The 16713-nt window shown below is 63.3% G+C and carries 20 protein-coding genes; 10 read left to right on the top strand and 10 right to left on the bottom strand.

The window, feature by feature from the left end; genetic code table 11:
* Positions 1-11: 11 nt before the first annotated feature.
* The 8 genes from ROSMUCSMR3_RS06590 to recO all read left to right on the top strand — a co-directional run bounded on the left by ROSMUCSMR3_RS06590 (position 12) and on the right by recO (position 5842).
* Positions 12-1490: an alpha/beta hydrolase gene (locus tag ROSMUCSMR3_RS06590; RefSeq protein ID WP_081506820.1), complete on the top strand. Its 1479-nt coding sequence runs from the start codon at positions 12-14 to the stop codon at positions 1488-1490.
* Positions 1487-1897 (top strand): holo-ACP synthase, encoded by a 411-nt coding sequence (acpS, locus tag ROSMUCSMR3_RS06585; protein WP_008279084.1) that lies wholly within the window; start codon positions 1487-1489, stop codon positions 1895-1897. Before ROSMUCSMR3_RS06590 ends, acpS begins: the two co-directional genes overlap by 4 nt.
* Before the next feature lie 53 nt (positions 1898-1950).
* Positions 1951-2781 (top strand): signal peptidase I, encoded by an 831-nt coding sequence (gene lepB / locus ROSMUCSMR3_RS06580; protein ID WP_008279083.1) that lies wholly within the window; start codon positions 1951-1953, stop codon positions 2779-2781.
* Positions 2778-3461 (top strand): ribonuclease III, encoded by a 684-nt coding sequence (gene rnc, locus ROSMUCSMR3_RS06575; RefSeq protein WP_008279082.1) that lies wholly within the window; start codon positions 2778-2780, stop codon positions 3459-3461. Before lepB ends, rnc begins: the two co-directional genes overlap by 4 nt.
* 4 nt (positions 3462-3465) lie before the next feature.
* Complete coding sequence (locus ROSMUCSMR3_RS06570) at positions 3466-3789, top strand: hypothetical protein (protein ID WP_037296640.1); 324 nt, start codon at positions 3466-3468, stop codon at positions 3787-3789.
* 69 nt (positions 3790-3858) lie between these two features.
* Entirely contained in the window at positions 3859-4764 is a 906-nt protein-coding gene (gene era, locus ROSMUCSMR3_RS06565; protein ID WP_008279080.1) for a GTPase Era, read from the top strand.
* 4 nt (positions 4765-4768) lie between these two features.
* Positions 4769-5101 (top strand): DUF1491 family protein, encoded by a 333-nt coding sequence (locus ROSMUCSMR3_RS06560; RefSeq protein WP_008279079.1) that lies wholly within the window; start codon positions 4769-4771, stop codon positions 5099-5101.
* 6 nt (positions 5102-5107) lie between these two features.
* Positions 5108-5842 carry a DNA repair protein RecO gene (gene recO / locus ROSMUCSMR3_RS06555; protein WP_081506819.1) on the top strand — a complete coding sequence of 245 codons (735 nt, stop codon included), beginning with the start codon at positions 5108-5110 and terminating at the stop codon, positions 5840-5842.
* Positions 5843-5958: 116 nt separating this feature from the next.
* Here the strand turns inward: recO and ROSMUCSMR3_RS06550 are convergent, their stop codons facing one another.
* Positions 5959-6744 (bottom strand): sulfite exporter TauE/SafE family protein, encoded by a 786-nt coding sequence (locus tag ROSMUCSMR3_RS06550; protein ID WP_037296912.1) that lies wholly within the window; start codon positions 6742-6744, stop codon positions 5959-5961.
* Positions 6745-6909: 165 nt separating this feature from the next.
* Here ROSMUCSMR3_RS06550 and ROSMUCSMR3_RS06545 point away from each other — a divergent pair, with 165 nt between their 5' ends.
* Positions 6910-8598, top strand: a complete 1689-nt coding sequence (locus tag ROSMUCSMR3_RS06545; protein ID WP_198385585.1) for an acyl-CoA dehydrogenase family protein — start codon at positions 6910-6912, stop codon at positions 8596-8598.
* Between the two features lie 38 nt (positions 8599-8636).
* Here ROSMUCSMR3_RS06545 and ROSMUCSMR3_RS06540 read toward each other — a convergent pair whose 3' ends face one another.
* The 3 genes from ROSMUCSMR3_RS06540 to ROSMUCSMR3_RS06530 form a co-directional block, all read right to left on the bottom strand.
* Complete coding sequence (locus ROSMUCSMR3_RS06540) at positions 8637-9599, bottom strand: SLAC1 anion channel family protein (RefSeq protein ID WP_008279075.1); 963 nt, start codon at positions 9597-9599, stop codon at positions 8637-8639.
* Positions 9600-9604: 5 nt separating this feature from the next.
* Positions 9605-10303 (bottom strand): fumarylacetoacetate hydrolase family protein, encoded by a 699-nt coding sequence (locus ROSMUCSMR3_RS06535; protein ID WP_081506817.1) that lies wholly within the window; start codon positions 10301-10303, stop codon positions 9605-9607.
* Between the two features lie 72 nt (positions 10304-10375).
* Complete coding sequence (locus ROSMUCSMR3_RS06530) at positions 10376-11518, bottom strand: alpha-D-ribose 1-methylphosphonate 5-triphosphate diphosphatase (RefSeq protein ID WP_081506816.1); 1143 nt, start codon at positions 11516-11518, stop codon at positions 10376-10378.
* Positions 11519-11568: 50 nt separating this feature from the next.
* On the opposite strand from ROSMUCSMR3_RS06530, the gene ROSMUCSMR3_RS06525 reads away from it, so the two are divergent.
* On the top strand, positions 11569-12255 hold the full coding sequence (locus ROSMUCSMR3_RS06525) for a DUF1045 domain-containing protein (protein WP_081506815.1): 687 nt from the start codon (positions 11569-11571) through the stop codon (positions 12253-12255).
* On the opposite strand, the gene phnN is transcribed toward ROSMUCSMR3_RS06525, so the two are convergent.
* The 6 genes from phnN to ROSMUCSMR3_RS06495 are packed head-to-tail and all read right to left on the bottom strand — an operon-like array spanning position 12237 to position 16697.
* A complete protein-coding gene (phnN, locus tag ROSMUCSMR3_RS06520; protein WP_081506814.1) occupies positions 12237-12785 on the bottom strand; it encodes a phosphonate metabolism protein/1,5-bisphosphokinase (PRPP-forming) PhnN in 549 nt (182 codons plus the stop codon). The genes ROSMUCSMR3_RS06525 and phnN overlap by 19 nt on opposite strands.
* Complete coding sequence (gene phnL / locus ROSMUCSMR3_RS06515) at positions 12782-13465, bottom strand: phosphonate C-P lyase system protein PhnL (RefSeq protein WP_081506813.1); 684 nt, start codon at positions 13463-13465, stop codon at positions 12782-12784. Before phnL ends, phnN begins: the two co-directional genes overlap by 4 nt.
* A gap of 18 nt (positions 13466-13483) precedes the next feature.
* Entirely contained in the window at positions 13484-14440 is a 957-nt protein-coding gene (locus ROSMUCSMR3_RS06510) for a magnesium transporter CorA family protein (protein ID WP_081506812.1), read from the bottom strand.
* 21 nt (positions 14441-14461) lie between these two features.
* Positions 14462-15232 (bottom strand): phosphonate C-P lyase system protein PhnK, encoded by a 771-nt coding sequence (phnK, locus tag ROSMUCSMR3_RS06505; RefSeq protein ID WP_081506811.1) that lies wholly within the window; start codon positions 15230-15232, stop codon positions 14462-14464.
* Positions 15229-16098: an alpha-D-ribose 1-methylphosphonate 5-phosphate C-P-lyase PhnJ gene (locus tag ROSMUCSMR3_RS06500; RefSeq protein WP_081506810.1), complete on the bottom strand. Its 870-nt coding sequence runs from the start codon at positions 16096-16098 to the stop codon at positions 15229-15231. The genes phnK and ROSMUCSMR3_RS06500 overlap by 4 nt, the downstream gene beginning before the upstream one ends.
* A complete protein-coding gene (locus ROSMUCSMR3_RS06495) occupies positions 16095-16697 on the bottom strand; it encodes an HAD family hydrolase (RefSeq protein ID WP_081506809.1) in 603 nt (200 codons plus the stop codon). Before ROSMUCSMR3_RS06495 ends, ROSMUCSMR3_RS06500 begins: the two co-directional genes overlap by 4 nt.
* Positions 16698-16713 lie beyond the last annotated feature (16 nt).

The following is a 16713-nucleotide window of genomic DNA, read 5'->3' as shown; positions in this document are numbered from 1 at the left end:
GGCGCTCTGTCATGACATTGCGCGCCCTTTTGGCCGTTTTGGCCACGGTTTTGGCATGTCTCGCGCTTTGGCAGCTTGAGGGGCAGCGGCGTGGCGTGGACATCGCGAGCTTCACCGTCTCTGACACACCGGTGACGCGCTATGCCACGCCCGAGGCCGATGGGCCGGTGGTGGTGGTCGCGCATGGCTTTGCCGGGTCGCGGCAGATGATGCAGGCATATACCCTTGATCTGGCACGGGCGGGATACCGGGTTTGGGCGTTTGATTTCGAGGGGCATGGGCGCAACCGGGTGCCGATGTCGGGCGATGTGAACAGTCTTGACGGCACGACACGGCTTTTGATGGCGCAGACGGGCCGGGTGGTGCGGGCCGCGGTGGCGCAAGAGGCATGGGCGGGTGAGGTTGCGCTTTTGGGGCATTCCATGGCGACCGATATCATCATCCGCACCGCGCTAGAGGAAGACCGGGTTGGTCCCGTGGTGGCGATATCTGCCTTTTCGCAAGCAGTAACGGAGACCGAGCCGGACACTCTCTTGCTGATCACAGGGGCGTGGGAGGCGGGTTTGCGTGGTTTCGCCCGTGAGGCGGTGGAGATGGTCACGCCCGGCGCGGGGGAGGGCCAGACCGTGCAGGCAGGGGCTGTGACGCGCCGCGCGGTAGTTGCCCCTTTGGCCGAACATGTGGCGGTGCTGCATAGCCGTTTGGGCCGGGCCGAGGCGATTGCATGGCTCGATGCCGCCTATGGGCGCGTGAGCGATGTCGCGGTGCGGGCGACGGGGCCATGGTTTCTGGCGTTGATGTTTGCGATTGTGGCCCTTGCCGCGCCGCTGGCGCGCCTTTTGCCGCAGCGCGCGTCGCCCGCGCGCAAGGCCATGCGGTCAAGGCAATTCGTGCTGGTGGTTCTGGTGCCGGCGCTTTTGGCTCCGCTTTTGGCGGTGCAGGTGGAAACGCGGCTTTTGCCGGTCTTGGTCGCGGATTATCTGGCGTTGCATCTGGCGCTATACGGGGTCTGCCAAATGGCGTTCTTGTGGGTTATGGGGCGACGCCCAGAGGGGTTGCGCCCTGTGGCGGTGCTGGCGCTGCTGGTGTGGGGCTTGGGCGTGTTTGGGTTTGCGCTGGATCGCTATGGCGCAAACTTTTGGCCCACGCCCGAGCGGCTTGCGATCATCATGGCGCTAAGCCTTGGGGCCGTGCCCTTTATGCTGGCGGATGCGGTGCTGGCGCGCGGGGCACCGCTCTGGCAGAGGCTGGCGTCGCGGGCGGGCTTTATCTTGTCCTTGGCTCTGGCCATTCTGCTGGATACGGAGCGGCTGTTTTTTCTGGCGATGATTGCGCCGGTGATCCTGCTCTTTTTCCTGATATACGGGCTGATGGGGCGTTGGGTGGCGGCGCGGGCCGGGGCGACAAGCGTGGGCGTTGCGCTTGGCCTCATCCTTGCTTGGGCGCTTGGCGTCAGTTTTCCGCTGTTTGCACCGGGGGTAACGGGATGATCTTGGGGATTGGCACGGATCTGGCGAATATCGAGCGGATCGCGCGCACGCTGGAGCGGTTTGGCGACAGGTTTCGCAACCGGGTGTTCACCGAGGTGGAACAGGCAAAGGCCGAGCGCCGCGCCGATGTGGCGGGCACCTATGCGAAACGGTGGGCGGCGAAAGAAGCCTGTTCCAAGGCGCTTGGCACGGGGTTGCGCATGGGCATCGCGTGGAAGGATATGGCCGTCACGAACCTGCCCACGGGCCAGCCGGTGATGCAGGTCACGGGCTGGGCCGCGACACGTCTGGCCGAGATGACGCCACCGGGGCATGAGGCCATCATCCATGTGACCCTGACCGACGATCACCCTTGGGCGCAGGCCTTTGTGGTGATCGAGGCGCGACCGGTCGCACGGCCTGCTTGACACCTTGGTCCCGGCCCCGCATGTAGCGCCGGAGAGATAGCGGAGGACGCCAAATGGCCGCCACAGGCAAGACATCGAGCTCTATCTGGGAAACTGTGAAAACGGTGTTCTGGGCCCTCGTGATCGCGGGGCTGTTTCGCACGCTCTTTTTTCAGCCGTTCTGGATTCCCTCAGGGTCGATGAAAGACACGTTGCTGATTGGTGATTTTCTCTTTGTGAACAAGATGGCCTATGGCTATTCCTATGCCTCTTGCCCGTCGATCCGGGTGGGCGGGCTGAACATCGACGCGCAAAAGATCTGCGCCTTCATCGACGGTGACAATACCCGCATCTTTGGTTCAGAGCCTGAGCGCGGCGATATCATCGTGTTTCGTCAGCCGACCGATGGCACCGATTTCATCAAGCGGGTTGTCGGCCTGCCGGGGGACCGCATCCAGATGAAAGAGGGCGTGTTGCATATCAACGAGGCCGCCGTCGGGCTGGAACCGGCCGGTGATTTTGTTGAGGAATTCACGCGGCAAGGGCCGCTTGGTATCCGTCCACGTTGCGAGAATGGCGTGGTGGGCGAAGGGGCGGATTGCCTGAAGTCGCGCCAGATCGAGACGCTGCCCAATGGGCGGTCGCATTCCATCCTGAACATCGGCGACCAGCGGTCTGATAACACGGGCGTCTTTACTGTGCCTGCCGGGCATTATTTCTTTATGGGCGACAACCGCGACAATTCCACTGACTCGCGCTTTCCGCAGGCGGTGGGCGGGGTTGGCTTTGTGCCATTTGAGAACCTGATCGGGCGCGCGAACCGGGTGGTTTTTTCCTCGGCCGGACGGTCGATGCTGGCGTTCTGGACATGGCGCAGCGACCGTTTCTTCAAGAGGCTTGAGTGAAGCTTTCGGCGGATATCAAGGCGTTTCAGGCGCGGCTAGGGCATGAGTTTACCAATGCCGCGCTGTTGGTGCGGGCGCTGACCCATTCGTCGATGGCGACGCCCAATCGGGATGACAACCAGCGGCTGGAATTTCTGGGCGACCGGGTGTTGGGCCTTGTGATGGCTGAGGCGCTCTTGTCGCAGGATCAAGGGGCCACCGAGGGCCAGCTTGCGCCGCGCTTTAACGCGCTGGTGCGCAAAGAGGCCTGCGCCGATGTGGCGCGCGAGATCGACCTTGGCGGAGTTCTCAAGCTGGGCCGTTCCGAGATGCTCTCTGGCGGGCGGCGCAAAGAGGCGCTGTTAGGCGATGCGATGGAGGCGGTGATTGCCGCCGTCTATCTTGATGCCGGGTTTGAAACGGCGCGCGGGGTTGTGCTTCGGCTCTGGGGCGCACGGTTGGGCGCGGTCAAAGAAGACGCGCGCGATGCCAAGACAAGCCTTCAGGAATGGGCGCAGGCGCGTGGATTGCCGCCGCCCGATTATGTTGAACTTGCCCGCAAGGGGCCAGATCACGCGCCGATCTTTACCATCTGCGCGCAGTTGAAAAGCGGCCAGCGTGCCGAGGCGACGGCCGGCTCGAAGCGGCAGGCGGAACAGGCGGCGGCACGCGCGCTTCTGGATCAATTGCAGGCGGAGTGAGCGGGTGCGCGGGCTTGCCCTATTGGCTGTCATGCTGTCCTTGGCGCAGATTGCCAAGGCACAGGAAGCGCCGATAGATGCCTGGACGCTCCGCAAATGCGCGCTTTATGCGCAGGCGACCGAGGATGCCTTGGCCGCGCTTGGGCCAGAGGGGCTAAGCCAGCAATTTCTAGAAGAAAACCGTGCTTTCATCGCCTCAGGCTGTGTTGGGCATGTGCGGATTTGTGCGCAAACGGCGCAGGACTATGCGTTTGCCGATCTTCTGACCATGATGACCATGAACGAGGGCATGGCCAGCACCTTTGTTCCCTTCGGCTGCGACAACTGACGCTCTGCTCTGGTCGCGGGGCGGCAAATCGGCTAGAGCCTGTCAATCACAACAGTCGAGACGCATCCCATGACCACGCGCGCCGGATTTATTGCCCTGATCGGAGAGCCCAATGCGGGCAAATCCACCCTGCTCAACCGCATGGTGGGGGCCAAGGTCAGCATCGTCACACACAAGGTTCAGACCACCCGCGCGCGTATTCGCGGCGTTGCGATGGAGGGGCAGAGCCAGTTGGTATTCGTGGACACGCCCGGCCTGTTCCAACCGCGCCGCAGGTTGGACCGGGCGATGGTTGCTGCCGCTTGGGGGGGCGCTGCGGATGCCGATGTGGTGATCCTGTTGATCGAGGCGCATCGGGGTGTGACCGAAGGGGTGGAGCGTATCCTTGAAGGGCTGACCGGCATCGCCAAAGGGCGCAAAGTGGCGCTGGCCATCAACAAGATCGACCGGGTGCAAGCACAGGTGCTGCTGGCGCTGACCAAGGACATGAACGAACGCTTTGCCTTTGAAAAGACGTTCTTAATTTCGGCTGAGCGCGGCCATGGGGTAGATGATCTGCGGCAGTGGCTGGCCGGTGAGGTGCCCGAGGGGCCATGGCTTTACCCTGAGGATCAGATCGCTGATCTGCCGATGCGGATGATCGCCGCCGAGATGACGCGTGAAAAGCTGACGCTGCGGCTGCATCAGGAATTGCCCTATCAATTGACCGTCGAAACCGAGAACTGGGAAGAGCGCAAGGATGGCTCTGCGCGGATTGATCAGGTGGTCTATGTGGTGCGCGACGGGCATAAAGGGATCGTTCTGGGCAATAAGGGCGAGACGATCAAGGCCGTCTCGAAAGCCGCGCGCGAGGAGTTGGAAGAGTTTCTTGGCCGTCGTATCCACCTGTTTTTGCAGGTAAAAGTGCGCGAAAACTGGCAAGAGGAATCCGAGCGGTATTCCGAGATGGGCTTGGATTTCAAGGACGGGAACTAGGGGCATGGCCCGGCTGAGCGCGCGGTTTTGGGTAGATGCCTATCTGACGCGGCTCAGGGGGGCGGATATCCCCGCCTTTGTGGTGGCGCATGGCGATGACACGGGGGGGGCTGTTCTGGTCAAGCTCAACACGTTGGATGGAAAAGGTGTTGTTTTTCAACGCTCTATTGATCTGATGAGTGGTGCGCGCGTGTGGATGACCTTGGCCGAGGGCGCGGAGGCCGAGGTGGATGCGGCGATTGCGCGGCAAAGGGGCTATGATCCCGACCTCTGGGTGATCGAGGTGGAGGACCGGGAGGGGCGGCATTTGCTCGATCAGGACGGATTGGGAGGCTGAGGGCCGATGGATTGGCGCGATCAGGGTATTCTTCTGAACAGCCGCCGACATGGGGAAAGCTCTGTAATCATTGAAGTTTTTACGCCAGAGCGGGGGCGGCATGCGGGGGTGGTGCGCGGCGGTGCGTCGCGCAAAATGGCCCCTGTGTTGCAACCGGGCGCGCAACTTGATCTGGAATGGCGCGCGCGGCTAGAGGATCATATCGGCACATTCCGGGTTGAGCCTTTGAAATCAAGGGCTTGGACCATGGGCGACCGGATGGCGCTGGCGGGGTTGAATGCGGTTTGTGCGCTGTTGCTGTTTGTGCTGCCCGAGCGTGAGGCGCATGCGGAGCTATACCGCAAGACATTGATTTTGCTTGATATTTTGGACCAACCCGAGATTTGGACGTTGGCCTATCTCAATTGGGAAATGGCGCTGTTGGAAGAGATGGGCTTTGGTCTTGATCTGCGGCGTTGTGCGGTTTTGGGCGAAAAGGCCAATGATCTCAGTTACATATCGCCAAAGACCGGGCGGGCTGTGTCGCGCGCGGGGGCGGGCGAATGGGCAAACCGGTTGTTGCCATTGCCGCCCTGCCTGATGGGGCACGGCCCGGCACCGGATGCAGAAATCCTGCAAGGGTTTGAAGTAACGGGACATTTCCTGAATAACCACCTTGCGCCGCAATTGGGCAACCGCGCGCTGCCCGAGGCACGGGCGCGCTATGTGGCGCGGTTCGCGGCCGAGGTGGCAAAGGGCTGAGCCGTGTGTAAGCTTTGTAAGGTTTGAGCCTCGATTTTGTAAGGTCCCGGGCCTGTTACATCGCCCCGGCCTCCAACCCGCCGTGGCGAGGTCCCGGGTCAAGCCCGGGACGGGTGTTAAAGCAGCATCACCCCACGCCGGATGAGATTGAGCCCGGCAATCAGCAGCACCCAGAGCGTGATCTTGCGAAAGGTGGCCTGATCGAACCGGTCCTGAAGGCGAAAGCCGATCCAGATGCCGAGGAGCGCTGGGACGACCATCGCCGCCGAGAGCGGCAGGGTTTCGGCGCGCAACACGCCCGAGCCGATATGTGCGCCAAGCAGCACCAGCGCGCCCAGACCGTAGATCACGCCCTGCACGCGCATCTGTTCGGTTTTCTCGGTGCCGCGCGCGATCAGCATGGCGACGGTGGGCGGGCCCCAGATGCCGGAGAGGCCGCCAAAAAGACCGGCGAGCGCCCCCATGCCCGCCTCGCCCTTGATCCCCGGTTCTGGCGGCAGGCGCAAACCGCGTCCCAGCAGGGTCGAGGCGGCGTAGAGCGTGATCAGCGGGCCGATAAAGAGCAGCATCACCGAGGGTGGCAGCACCGGCACCAGTTGCGCCGCGCAAACCATGACCAGACCGCCCGCAATGAGGAACACCCGGAAATGCGCAATCGAGGCGATGGCGGCGCGCGTGCCTTGGCGGAGCGCCTGCCAGAGGTTTGTGGCCAATGTTGGCAATATCAGCCCGGCCAGTGCCAATTCGGGGGGCATCATCGTGCTGAGCCCCGCGATCATTACCGTGGGCATGGCAAAGCCCACCACGCCCTTGACCATGCCCGCGCAGAGCGCCACGGTAAAGGCCATGGCCCAACCCCAAAGCGGATTCCAGAGTGGGCTTATGTCGAAAAATGCGTCCATTTCGCCTCTTATCATGGCGTTTGGGCGGCTGACCATGGCGATAGCGCTGCGCTGCAAAAAATCAACGCGCAATTTTAGATCAAAACCCTGCGACAAAAAGCATAATAGTTGCGCTGCACCTGCATAATGGATAAAAGGCACGAGATTAGGAAAAGGATGCGATTCATGGCACATGACGGACAGGATCTGGCGATGGCACAACCGATCATTCTGGGCGATTTGCTGGCCCTGACCGGCGTGGCGCTGGTGCCCGCCGAGGCGCTGTTGGAGCGGGCCACGGGCGCTGTTCGCGCGCTGGTGACGGTGGATGGCCGGGTTTCGGGGGCTGCGATTGAGACCAATCAGACCGCAGCGCATGGGTTGGCGTGGCTTGCGACCTATGTCGAGGCGCTGCGCCAGATGCAGCTTTGGGCGGTGCGGCTGGACGAAAAGGGCGAGTTTGGCGAGGTCGAGCAACTGATCCTGCAAATCGCCTTTGGCGAATATCTGAGCCAGATCGCAGGCGGCATCCAGATGAATCAGGGCGAAATGGTGCGCCTTCAGGATCTGGGCCTTGGCCCGGATGATGCGCATCTGTTGATGGACCCCGCCGCCACGATGCTGATGCAGGCGGGCAATACCCAAGTGGCGCGCAGCCGGTTGGTCGAGCTGATGCAAGAGCGGTCGGCAGAGATCACGGTGGGGCGCAGTGGCCTTGAGGAAGAGCTGGAGATGATCCGCGCGCAATTCCGGCGGTTCTCGGTCGAGAAAGTCGAGCCGCATGCGCATGAGTGGCACCTCAAGGATGAGCTTATCCCGATGGAGATCATCGAGGAACTGGCGGAAATGGGTGTGTTTGGCCTGACCATTCCCGAGGAATTCGGTGGCTTCGGCCTCAGCAAGGCGTCGATGGTGGTGGTGTCGGAGGAGTTGAGCCGGGGCTATATCGGGGTTGGGTCCCTTGGCACCCGGTCTGAGATTGCCGCCGAATTGATCCTTTGTGGCGGCACGGAGGAGCAAAAGGCCCATTGGCTGCCCAAGCTCGCCAGTGCCGAAATCCTGCCGACGGCCGTGTTCACGGAACCCAACACCGGATCGGATCTGGGCAGTCTGCGCACCCGTGCTGTCAAGGATGAGAATGGCGATTGGAAGGTGACGGGCAACAAGACCTGGATCACCCATGCCGCGCGCACCCATGTGATGACGCTGCTGGCGCGTACCGTGCCCGACACCACCGATCACCGGGGGCTGTCGATGTTTCTGGCCGAGAAAACCCCCGGCACCGATGAGGCCCCGTTCCCGACCCCCGGCATGACCGGCGGTGAGATCGAGGTATTGGGCTATCGCGGCATGAAGGAATACGAGCTTGGCTTTGATAATTTCCGTGTGAAGGGCGAGAACCTGCTGGGCGGCGAAGAGGGCAAGGGATTCAAGCAGTTGATGGAGACGTTTGAATCTGCGCGCATTCAGACTGCCGCCCGCGCCGTAGGTGTGGCGCAATCGGCGCTAGATGTGGCGATGAAATACGCACAGGACCGCAAGCAGTTTGGCCGCGCGCTGATCGAGTTTCCGCGTGTGTCGGGCAAGCTTGCGATGATGGCGGTCGAGATCATGGTGGCGCGGCAATTGACCTATTTCTCGGCGTGGGAAAAGGATCACGGGCGGCGGTGCGATCTTGAGGCAGGGATGGCCAAGCTGCTCGGTGCGCGCGTGGCCTGGGCCGCCGCCGACAACGGGTTGCAGATCCATGGCGGCAATGGCTTTGCGCTGGAATACACGATCAGCCGGATTCTCTGTGATGCGCGTATTCTCAATATCTTTGAGGGCGCGGCAGAGATTCAGGCGCAGGTGATCGCGCGGCGGTTGTTGGGGTGAGAATAAGCCGGGGTTCGCGTGAGTGAGCCCCGGCCCTGTTAATCCGGCTGAAAGATCGCACCCGCGCGCAGGGCCTTGAGCGTGCGCCAAAGAAGCCCGGCGATGATCACGCAGAGGGCCGCCAAGAGGGCGAGGCCGATCAGCCGATGCGCGGCAGAGCCGCTTTCACGTGCATAGGTGAAACTGGCGATGGTCACGCCTGCCATGGGAAAGCTGAGCGCCCAGAAGGCCAAGGAGAATTGCAATTTCAAGAGCTTGGGCAATTGTACCGCGACGATGAGCGTAAAAAGATAGGCGCAATTGAGCAGCACATGGGCAAAGGGATCGACGCCGCCCACCAGTTCCACCCAAGCAAGAAACCCGACCGAAGGCGGGGCGATCAGGATCACCAGCGAGGGTTGCAGGCGTTCGGGCAGGGGATCGTGAAAGATCAGCCGGTTCATCACCAGTGTCAGCAGGACGATCCAGAAGACGAGACCGACGCTGGTGAAGAACCAGCTTATTTCCGGGTAGCCAAGGGGCACGCCCGCGATTGCCACGATCACATTGCCCACCGCCGGGATGAACCATGCCGGTGAGAGGTGCCCGTGTTGGAACGCGCGCGCGCTGATCCAGCCGCTGACCACGGCGAGGGTCAGGATCAGTTGCATCGGCACGGCGATGAGCCATAGCACATGCGCAATACCCGGCGCGGGGGCGAGCATGACGATGGACATCAGCACCAGTGCGATGGAAATTGCCGGAAAGAAGGCAAGTTTCACAGGGTGACTCCATTCGGCGACCACCGCTGCGGGGTGGCGGATCGCCTTGGCGAGATAGCCAAGCGTCACGGCGGCAAAGACCGCCATGGTCAGCCCATGCGCCGCCCATGACAGTGCGTGGGTGAGGCCGAGGGCCTCTTCGCCCGCGCGAAGCGCGAGGGTAAAGCCGCAAAGCCCCATGACGATGGTAAAAAGCGTCACGGGCACATATTGCAGGCGGCCTTGGGCCGGGTTTGTCATCGGGTTTACTCTGCGGCGGTGATGGTAAGGGTGAGCGGGGCCAGACCGTCAATCTCGCCCAAGAGCACATTACCGGGCAGCACGGGGCCAACGCCCGCTGGCGTGCCGGTATAGATCAGGTCTCCGGGGGCGAGATGATAAAAGCGCGACAGATGGGCGATGATTTCGGGCACGGACCAGATCATATCGGCCAGCGTCGCCTCTTGTGTGATGCGCCCGTCCACGGAGAGGCGAATGGTTTGCTCCGCGATGTCGCCAAACTCGGCCTTTGGGGTGATTGGGGCGATGATCGAGGCGTTTTCGAAATCCTTGCCGATGTCCCAGGGGCGGCGCTTTTCCTTGGCCACGCTTTGCAGGTCGCGGCGGGTGAGGTCGATGCCGCAGGCATAGCCATAGACGGCGTTCATCGCCTCGGCTGCGCTGATGCGAAACGCGGGGGCGCTGAGCGCCACGACGAATTCCATCTCGTGGTGGCAATCCGAGGTTTCGAGCGGATAGGGGATGCTGGACCCGCTGAGGCAGAGGGTTTGAGGGGCCTTGTTGAAGTAGAACGGCGCTTCGCGGTCCACCTCATTGCCCATTTCGAGTGCGTGGGCGGCGTAGTTGCGCCCGACGCAGAAGATGCGCTGCACCGGATAGCCCTGATCCGTGCCGGTGATCGGCACCAGAGGGGGGCTGGGCAGGGTGAAGAGCGGTTGGGTCATCGGGGCCTCCGGCGCAAGCGATTGAATTCGCGCCCGTTATGCGCCCCGATTCGACGGTTGTCAAAGCAGGCCTCAGGCGACGCGGGCCCCTTGCGACCAGACACCCCGCAGTGCTGGTGCGCCGCTGCGCAGGCGAAAGCGGATGAGGTCGGCGCGGGCGTTTACCGCCAGTTGGCCGCGATCCGAGAGGCCCACGGCGCGGGCGGGATTGGCGGTGACGGTGGCAAGGCCGCGCGCCATATCGCCCCACCGCGCGCCCAGTTGCACCGCGCCCAAAAGCAGCGCGGAGGGTACGTAATCGGACGAGAGGATATCGAGAAAGCCCAGATCGGCCAATTCCCCCGCCGCGACATTGCCGGAGTGCGATCCGCCCCGGATGAGATTGGGCGCGCCCATGATGACCGAGATATCATGGGCGTGGCAGGTGCTTGCGGCCTCGACCGTGGTGGGAAACTCGGCCAGCCGGATGCCGTAGCCGCCGGACACCGCCACCTGTTCGGCGGTGGTGTCGTCATGGCTGGCCAGCACCGCGCCATAGCGGGCGGCATGGGCCACGGCGGCGGCCTCGTGGCGGTCGCCATGCGCGGCGCGCAGCGCCTTGAGTTGGGCCACGTGTTCGGCGAATTCCGCATCCGTGAGGGCGTGTTTGCCCTTCATGTATTCTTCGAGTTTGGTCAGGTCGCGGAATTGGCGCTGACCCGGCGTATGGTCCATCAGGCTGACGATGCCGACGCGGTCCGATGGGCCGAATTGTTCCATCTCTTCTTCCAGTGTTTCGGAACAGACCTCGGCGCGCAGATGCAGGAAATGGCTGATCTTGAGCGCCTCCTCGGCGCGCAGGCTGAGGAGTTCGTTGGCGAGACCGCGCGCGTATTTGCTGTAGCGCCCGACGCCGGTGGGGATCGACCCCACGCGCATCGCGTCAAAGACGGTGGTGATGCCGACGCTGGCCAGTTCCGCGTCATGGGCGAGGATGGCGGCGTGATGCGGCCAATCCACCTTGGGGCGGGGTTGGATGTGCCGCTCCAGATTATCGGTGTGCAGCTCGATCAGGCCTGGGGCAAGGTAATCACCTTCGCAATCCACCGCACCGGGTGGCAGGGCTGTGCCGCTGTCGAGAGCGGTGATTTTACCGCCCTTGATCTGCAGCGCGCCGGGGATCACCTCGGTTGGCAGAATGAGGAGGGCATTGGCGAGAATGATGTCTTCTGTCATTTGGATGTCACGCTTTCTTGGCACGTCACGGCAACCCGACGAGAGACCTCATGGATTTTCACCGCTACGCGATTTATGTCACGCCCCCCGAGGGGGAATTTGCCGCCTTTGGTGCGGCGTGGTTGGGATGGGATAGCGCGCAGGGTTGTGCTGTGGCGCATCCCGAGGTGCCGGGGTTGCCCGCGCCCGTGGCGGAGATCACCGAGACCCCGCGCAAATACGGGCTGCATGCCACGATCAAGCCGCCCTTTGGCCTGGCCGAGGGACAGGGAGAGGCGGGGCTGGTTGCGGCGTTCGAGCGGTTTTGCGCAGGCGAGGCGGCGGTCACGCTGGAGGGGGTGCAGATCGCGGGGTTGGGCCGGTTTCTGGCGCTGGTGCCGGTGGGGGATCAGAGCGCCTTGAACGGGTTGGCAGCGCGCGCCGTGGCGGCGTTCGAGCCGTGGCGCGCGCCCTTGACCGAGGCGCAACTGGCGCGACGGCGGGCAGGGGGCCTGACGCCTGCGCAAGACGCGCATCTGCTGCGCTGGGGCTATCCCTATGTGATGGAGGAGTTCCGGTTTCATATCACCCTGACCGGCAAGCGGCCCAAGGCGGAATTGGCGCCGATCAAGGCCGCGCTGGAGGCGCGTTTGGGGCCGCTGGTGCCGCAGCCCTATGTCATCGACGCGCTGTCGCTGATGGGCGAGGATGAGATGGGGCGGTTTCACCTGCTGCACCGTCAGACCCTCACCGCGTAAACCGCCTTGAGCGCGGCCTTGGTCAGGCGGGGCAGGGCTGCGTCGGTGTCAAGCGTGATGACCGGGCCTACGCCCTCGGGCAAGGCCATATCCGCGCCGGTCAGGCGTTCGCGAATATCCTGCGGGGTTTCGCGCCCGCGCGCCACAAGGCGGGATGCCAGCACCTGCGGTGTGGCGGTCAGGTGCAGGATGACAAAGGGCTGAAACCGCGCCTGCGCCTGTGCCAGAACGCCCCGTGAGAGATTGACCAAGAGGTCGCGCCCCGCCGCGAGATCAAGGCAGATGCCCACCGGCACCCCGTAGCGCAGGCCGTGCGCGCGCCAATGCAGGGCAAAGCCGCCCTCTTTGAGGCGGGCGTCGAATTCGGTGTCGCTGACCGCCTCATGGCCTTCGCCCTCGGGGTCTGGGGGGCGGGTGATGACGCGGCGGGCACGGCGCAGGCCCGGATGCTCTGCGATCATCGCGCGCATCAGCGTGTCCTTGCCCACGCCCGACGGGCCGACCACGGCGATGAGGCGGCCATGTGTCATGCGGCGCGCGCCGGGGTGAAGGCGGTCACATCCACCTCGCGGTCGCAGACACGGGCGCGCGCGGCCTCGTCGTGGAAGATGCCCACAATGGCCGCGCCACGCGCCTTGGCCTCTTCAATCAGGGTCAGCACCACCTCGCGGTTGGTGGAGTCAAGGCTGGCGGTGGGTTCATCCAACAGCAGGGCGGGAAAGGGATGCGCAAAACCGCGCGCGATATTGACGCGCTGTTGCTCGCCGCCCGAGAATGTCGTGGGGCTGAGCGACCAGAGCCGTTCGGGGATATTGAGGCGGTCTAGCAACGCCTCGGCGCGGGCGCGGGCCGCATCGGGCGCGCTGCCAAGGATCAAGAGCGGTTCGGCCACCACATCGCGGGTGGGCACACGGGGCACGACGCGCAAGAACTGGCTGACATAGCCCAGCGTATGACGGCGCAACTGGATGATATCGCGCGGTTCGGCGCGGGCGACATCGGTGTCGCCGACCATGATCCGCCCTGCATTGGCGCGGTAATTGCCATAGATCATCCGCATGAGGGTGGATTTGCCCGCGCCCGAAGAACCGGTCAGCGCCACGCAAGCGCCGGCGGCGACATGCAGATGCGCGCCTGCCATCACGGGGATCACCGCGCCGCCCTGATTATGCAGGGTGAAGCTTTTGCTCAGGCTGTCGATCTCGATCATTGCGGGTCTCCGATAGGGTTAAAGCCAGCCGCGGCGGCGGAAAATCCAGAGCGGCACCAGTGCGGACAGCGCCATAAGCCCGAGCGCCATCGGATAGCCGAAGGGCCAGGACAGTTCTGGCATCACCTCGAAATTCATGCCGTAGATCGACGCCACCAGCGTGGGCGGTAGAAAGGCCACCGCCGCCACCGAGAAAATCTTGATGATGGCGTTCTGTTCGATGGTGATGAGGCCAAGGGCCGCATCCAGCATGAAGGCGGTTTTCTGTTGCAGATAGCCTGCCTGTTCGGTGATCGTGCGCACGTCGCGATATTGCGATTTGAGCGCGCCGCGCAGGGGTTTGGCCCCGCGCCGGGTGTCGATCACCGGCACGACAAAGCCCAAAAGCCGCTCGAGCGTCATCAGGCTCTCGCGGATTTGCATGACGCGCCCGTCAGCTTGGCCGATATCGCGGAGCGCCGTGCGATAGGCCGCGGTATTGAGGGGTTTGTCGCCAAAGATGCGCTTGGAGAGCGCGTCGATGTCGCGGCCAGCCTGTTCGATGATATCGGCAAGCCGGTCGATGATTTCCTCGATCAGGCCGATCAGCACCGCCTCGACCGTGGCGCAGCCATGCGAGGATTTCCCCGCCTTGTCGGGATAGGTGGTAAAGGGGCGCGGGGCGTGGTGGCGCAGCGTCACCAGCCGGTCTGCCATGAGCACGAAAGACACCGGGCCGACGATGGTTTCGCCCGCGTCGTTGCGCGCGGGCAAGAGGGCGGTCATCACAGGCACGCCCTCTTCGAGATAGAGGCGGGAGGATTGTTCGATTTCGTCCTGATCCTCGCGGCTGGGCAGGGCGATGCCAAGACGCCCCGACATTTGCGCCAATTCCTGCGGGTCGGGGCTGAGCATGTCGATCCAGAGGACGGGGGCATCGCCAAGGTCTGGCACCTGATGCAACCCGGTCTCGTGCTTGGCGTAATAGGTGATCATGCTCTGCTCCTGCTCATGGCGTCAGACCTGCAATACGCTGGAAACAAGCAGTTGCGTATAGCCGTGTTGCGGATCATCCAGCACTTGATCGGTCAGCCCGTCTTCGACCACAAAGCCATCTTTCATCACCATCAACCGGTCGGCGAGCAATCGCACCACCGCCAGATCATGGGTGACGATAATGGCCGAGAGACCCATTTCGCGCACCAGCCCGCGCAAAAGATCAAGAAGCCGCGCCTGAACGCTGACATCAAGGCCGCCGGTGGGTTCATCCATGAACACCAAGCGCGGGCCGGTCACGAGGTTGCGGGCGATTTGCAGGCGTTGCTGCATGCCCCCCGAGAACGCCTGTGGCTTGTCATCCACCCGGTCGGCGGCAATTTCGACCCGGCCCAGCCAGTCAATCGCCTGATCGCGGATATCCCCGTAATGCCGTGCGCCCACGGCCATCAGCCGTTCGCCGACATTGCCGCCCGCCGAGACCCCCATGCGCAGCCCGTCGCGGGCGTGCTGATGGACAAAGGCCCAATCGGTGCGCATCAGCATCCGCCGTTCGGGTTCGGACATATGCAGCGTGTCGCGGGGGCCGTGGCCACGCGTGTCAAAGATCACCTCGCCCCGGTCGGGGGGCAGATGCCCGGCAAGGCAACTGAGCAGCGTCGATTTGCCTGATCCGCTCTCGCCCACGATGCCCATCACCTCGCCGGGGTAAAGATCAAAGCTGACACCGTCACAGCCGCGCCGCGGCCCGTAGAATTTGGCGAGATCGCGCACTTGCAAGAGGGGGGTCATACCGTGGCCTCCTCATAGGGGGCACCCTGCGCCCCGATATGGCCGCCTGCGCGGCGCGCGCGGCAATAATCGGTGTCGGAGCAGACGAACATGCGCCCGCCCGCGTCATTCATGATCACCTCGTCCAGATAGCTGTGGGATGCGCCGCAGAGGTCGCAATCGTGATTGGCCTTGGTGGCCTCGAACGGGTGATCCTCGAAATCGAGACTGACGACCCGAGTATAGGGCGGCAGAGCATAGATGCGCTGTTCGCGCCCCGCGCCGAAAAGCTGGATCGCGGCCATGCTGAGTTTCGGGTTATCGAATTTGGGGATCGGCGAAGGGTCCATCACATAGCGCCCCTCGACCTTGACGGGATAGGCATAGGCGGTGGCGATGGCCCCGTGTTGGCTGATATCCTCATAGAGTTTCACATGCATGAGGCCGTATTCCTCGAGCGCGTGCATCTTGCGGGTTTCCACCTCGGAGGGTTCGAGAAAGCGCAGCGGTTCGGGGATCGGCACTTGGTAGACAAGGATCTGATCCTCGGTCAGCGGTTCCTCGGGGATGCGGTGGCGGGTCTGGATGAGGCTGGCGCGGGCGGTCTCCTCCGTGGTGGCGACCTGCGCGGTTTTCTCAAAGAATTTGCGGATCGAGACGGCGTTGGTCGTGTCATCCGCGCCCTGATCAATCACCTTGAACGTGTCATCCGGCGTGAGGCAGGCGGCAGAGACCTGCACGCCGCCCGTGCCCCAGCCATAGGGCATCGGCATTTCGCGGCTGGCAAAGGGCACCTGATAGCCGGGGATTGCCAGCGCCTTGAGAATGGCGCGGCGGATCATGCGCTTGGTCTGCTCATCGAGATAGGCAAAGTTGTAATCGCTCATAGGAGGCCCCTGTCGCAAAGGTCGGCGCGCAGGCCCTCGGGCCTGGTAAAGTGATGCGCCTGCCAGCCTGCGGCGCGGGCGCCGGTGACATTGCTGGCGGTGTCGTCGATGAAATAACACGCCTCGGGCGCGGCATCGGCGCGGGTGCAGAGGAGGTCGAAAATCTCGCGGTCGGGTTTGACCATGCGCTCGTGCCCCGACACGACGATGCCCTCGAAAAGCGTGTTCAGGTCGGGATGCAGATGGAGCGCCTGCGGCCATGTGTCGGCCGAAAAATTCGTAAGCGCCCAGAGGCGGTGGCCGCTATCCTTGAGCGTGGTGGCGATGTCCCATGACCCTTGGATGCGGTTCTGGATGGTCAGGCCGAAGCGATCGAAATAGCCGTCCATCAGATCGGCATGCTCTGGCCAGTGGGCGGCAATCGCTGCCACCGCCTCGAGCCTGCTCCGGCCCCGGTCCTGCTCATAGTTCCAGTCGTAGAATCGAACCTCGGCCAGCAGCGCATCAATCTCGGCGTCGCTGCCGATGGCATGGCGAAAGGCGGCCTGCGGGTCCCAGCGCAAGAGGACATTGCCGATGTCAAAGACAATGAGGGTCATGGGCGGGCCTGCTTCT

Source organism: Roseovarius mucosus, from assembly GCF_002080415.1.
Lineage (GTDB): Bacteria > Pseudomonadota > Alphaproteobacteria > Rhodobacterales > Rhodobacteraceae > Roseovarius > Roseovarius mucosus_A.
Note: the sequence above shows the minus strand (reverse complement) of the source record. Positions and strands in the feature narration are given on the sequence as shown.

Coding starts and splice junctions, on each gene's coding strand:
- ROSMUCSMR3_RS06550 (WP_037296912.1), bottom strand. CDS start 6,744: ATGGACGCATTTTTCGACATAAGCCCACTCTGGAATCCGCTTTGGGGT.
- phnK (WP_081506811.1), bottom strand. CDS start 15,232: ATGACCCCCCTCTTGCAAGTGCGCGATCTCGCCAAATTCTACGGGCCG.
- acpS (WP_008279084.1), top strand. CDS start 1,487: ATGATCTTGGGGATTGGCACGGATCTGGCGAATATCGAGCGGATCGCG.
- phnN (WP_081506814.1), bottom strand. CDS start 12,785: ATGACACATGGCCGCCTCATCGCCGTGGTCGGCCCGTCGGGCGTGGGC.
- phnL (WP_081506813.1), bottom strand. CDS start 13,465: ATGATCGAGATCGACAGCCTGAGCAAAAGCTTCACCCTGCATAATCAG.
- ROSMUCSMR3_RS06495 (WP_081506809.1), bottom strand. CDS start 16,697: ATGACCCTCATTGTCTTTGACATCGGCAATGTCCTCTTGCGCTGGGAC.
- recO (WP_081506819.1), top strand. CDS start 5,108: ATGGATTGGCGCGATCAGGGTATTCTTCTGAACAGCCGCCGACATGGG.
- ROSMUCSMR3_RS06540 (WP_008279075.1), bottom strand. CDS start 9,599: ATGACAAACCCGGCCCAAGGCCGCCTGCAATATGTGCCCGTGACGCTT.
- ROSMUCSMR3_RS06510 (WP_081506812.1), bottom strand. CDS start 14,440: ATGATCACCTATTACGCCAAGCACGAGACCGGGTTGCATCAGGTGCCA.
- era (WP_008279080.1), top strand. CDS start 3,859: ATGACCACGCGCGCCGGATTTATTGCCCTGATCGGAGAGCCCAATGCG.
- lepB (WP_008279083.1), top strand. CDS start 1,951: ATGGCCGCCACAGGCAAGACATCGAGCTCTATCTGGGAAACTGTGAAA.
- ROSMUCSMR3_RS06525 (WP_081506815.1), top strand. CDS start 11,569: ATGGATTTTCACCGCTACGCGATTTATGTCACGCCCCCCGAGGGGGAA.
- ROSMUCSMR3_RS06545 (WP_198385585.1), top strand. CDS start 6,910: ATGGCACATGACGGACAGGATCTGGCGATGGCACAACCGATCATTCTG.
- ROSMUCSMR3_RS06535 (WP_081506817.1), bottom strand. CDS start 10,303: ATGACCCAACCGCTCTTCACCCTGCCCAGCCCCCCTCTGGTGCCGATC.
- ROSMUCSMR3_RS06500 (WP_081506810.1), bottom strand. CDS start 16,098: ATGAGCGATTACAACTTTGCCTATCTCGATGAGCAGACCAAGCGCATG.
- ROSMUCSMR3_RS06560 (WP_008279079.1), top strand. CDS start 4,769: ATGGCCCGGCTGAGCGCGCGGTTTTGGGTAGATGCCTATCTGACGCGG.
- ROSMUCSMR3_RS06590 (WP_081506820.1), top strand. CDS start 12: ATGACATTGCGCGCCCTTTTGGCCGTTTTGGCCACGGTTTTGGCATGT.
- ROSMUCSMR3_RS06530 (WP_081506816.1), bottom strand. CDS start 11,518: ATGACAGAAGACATCATTCTCGCCAATGCCCTCCTCATTCTGCCAACC.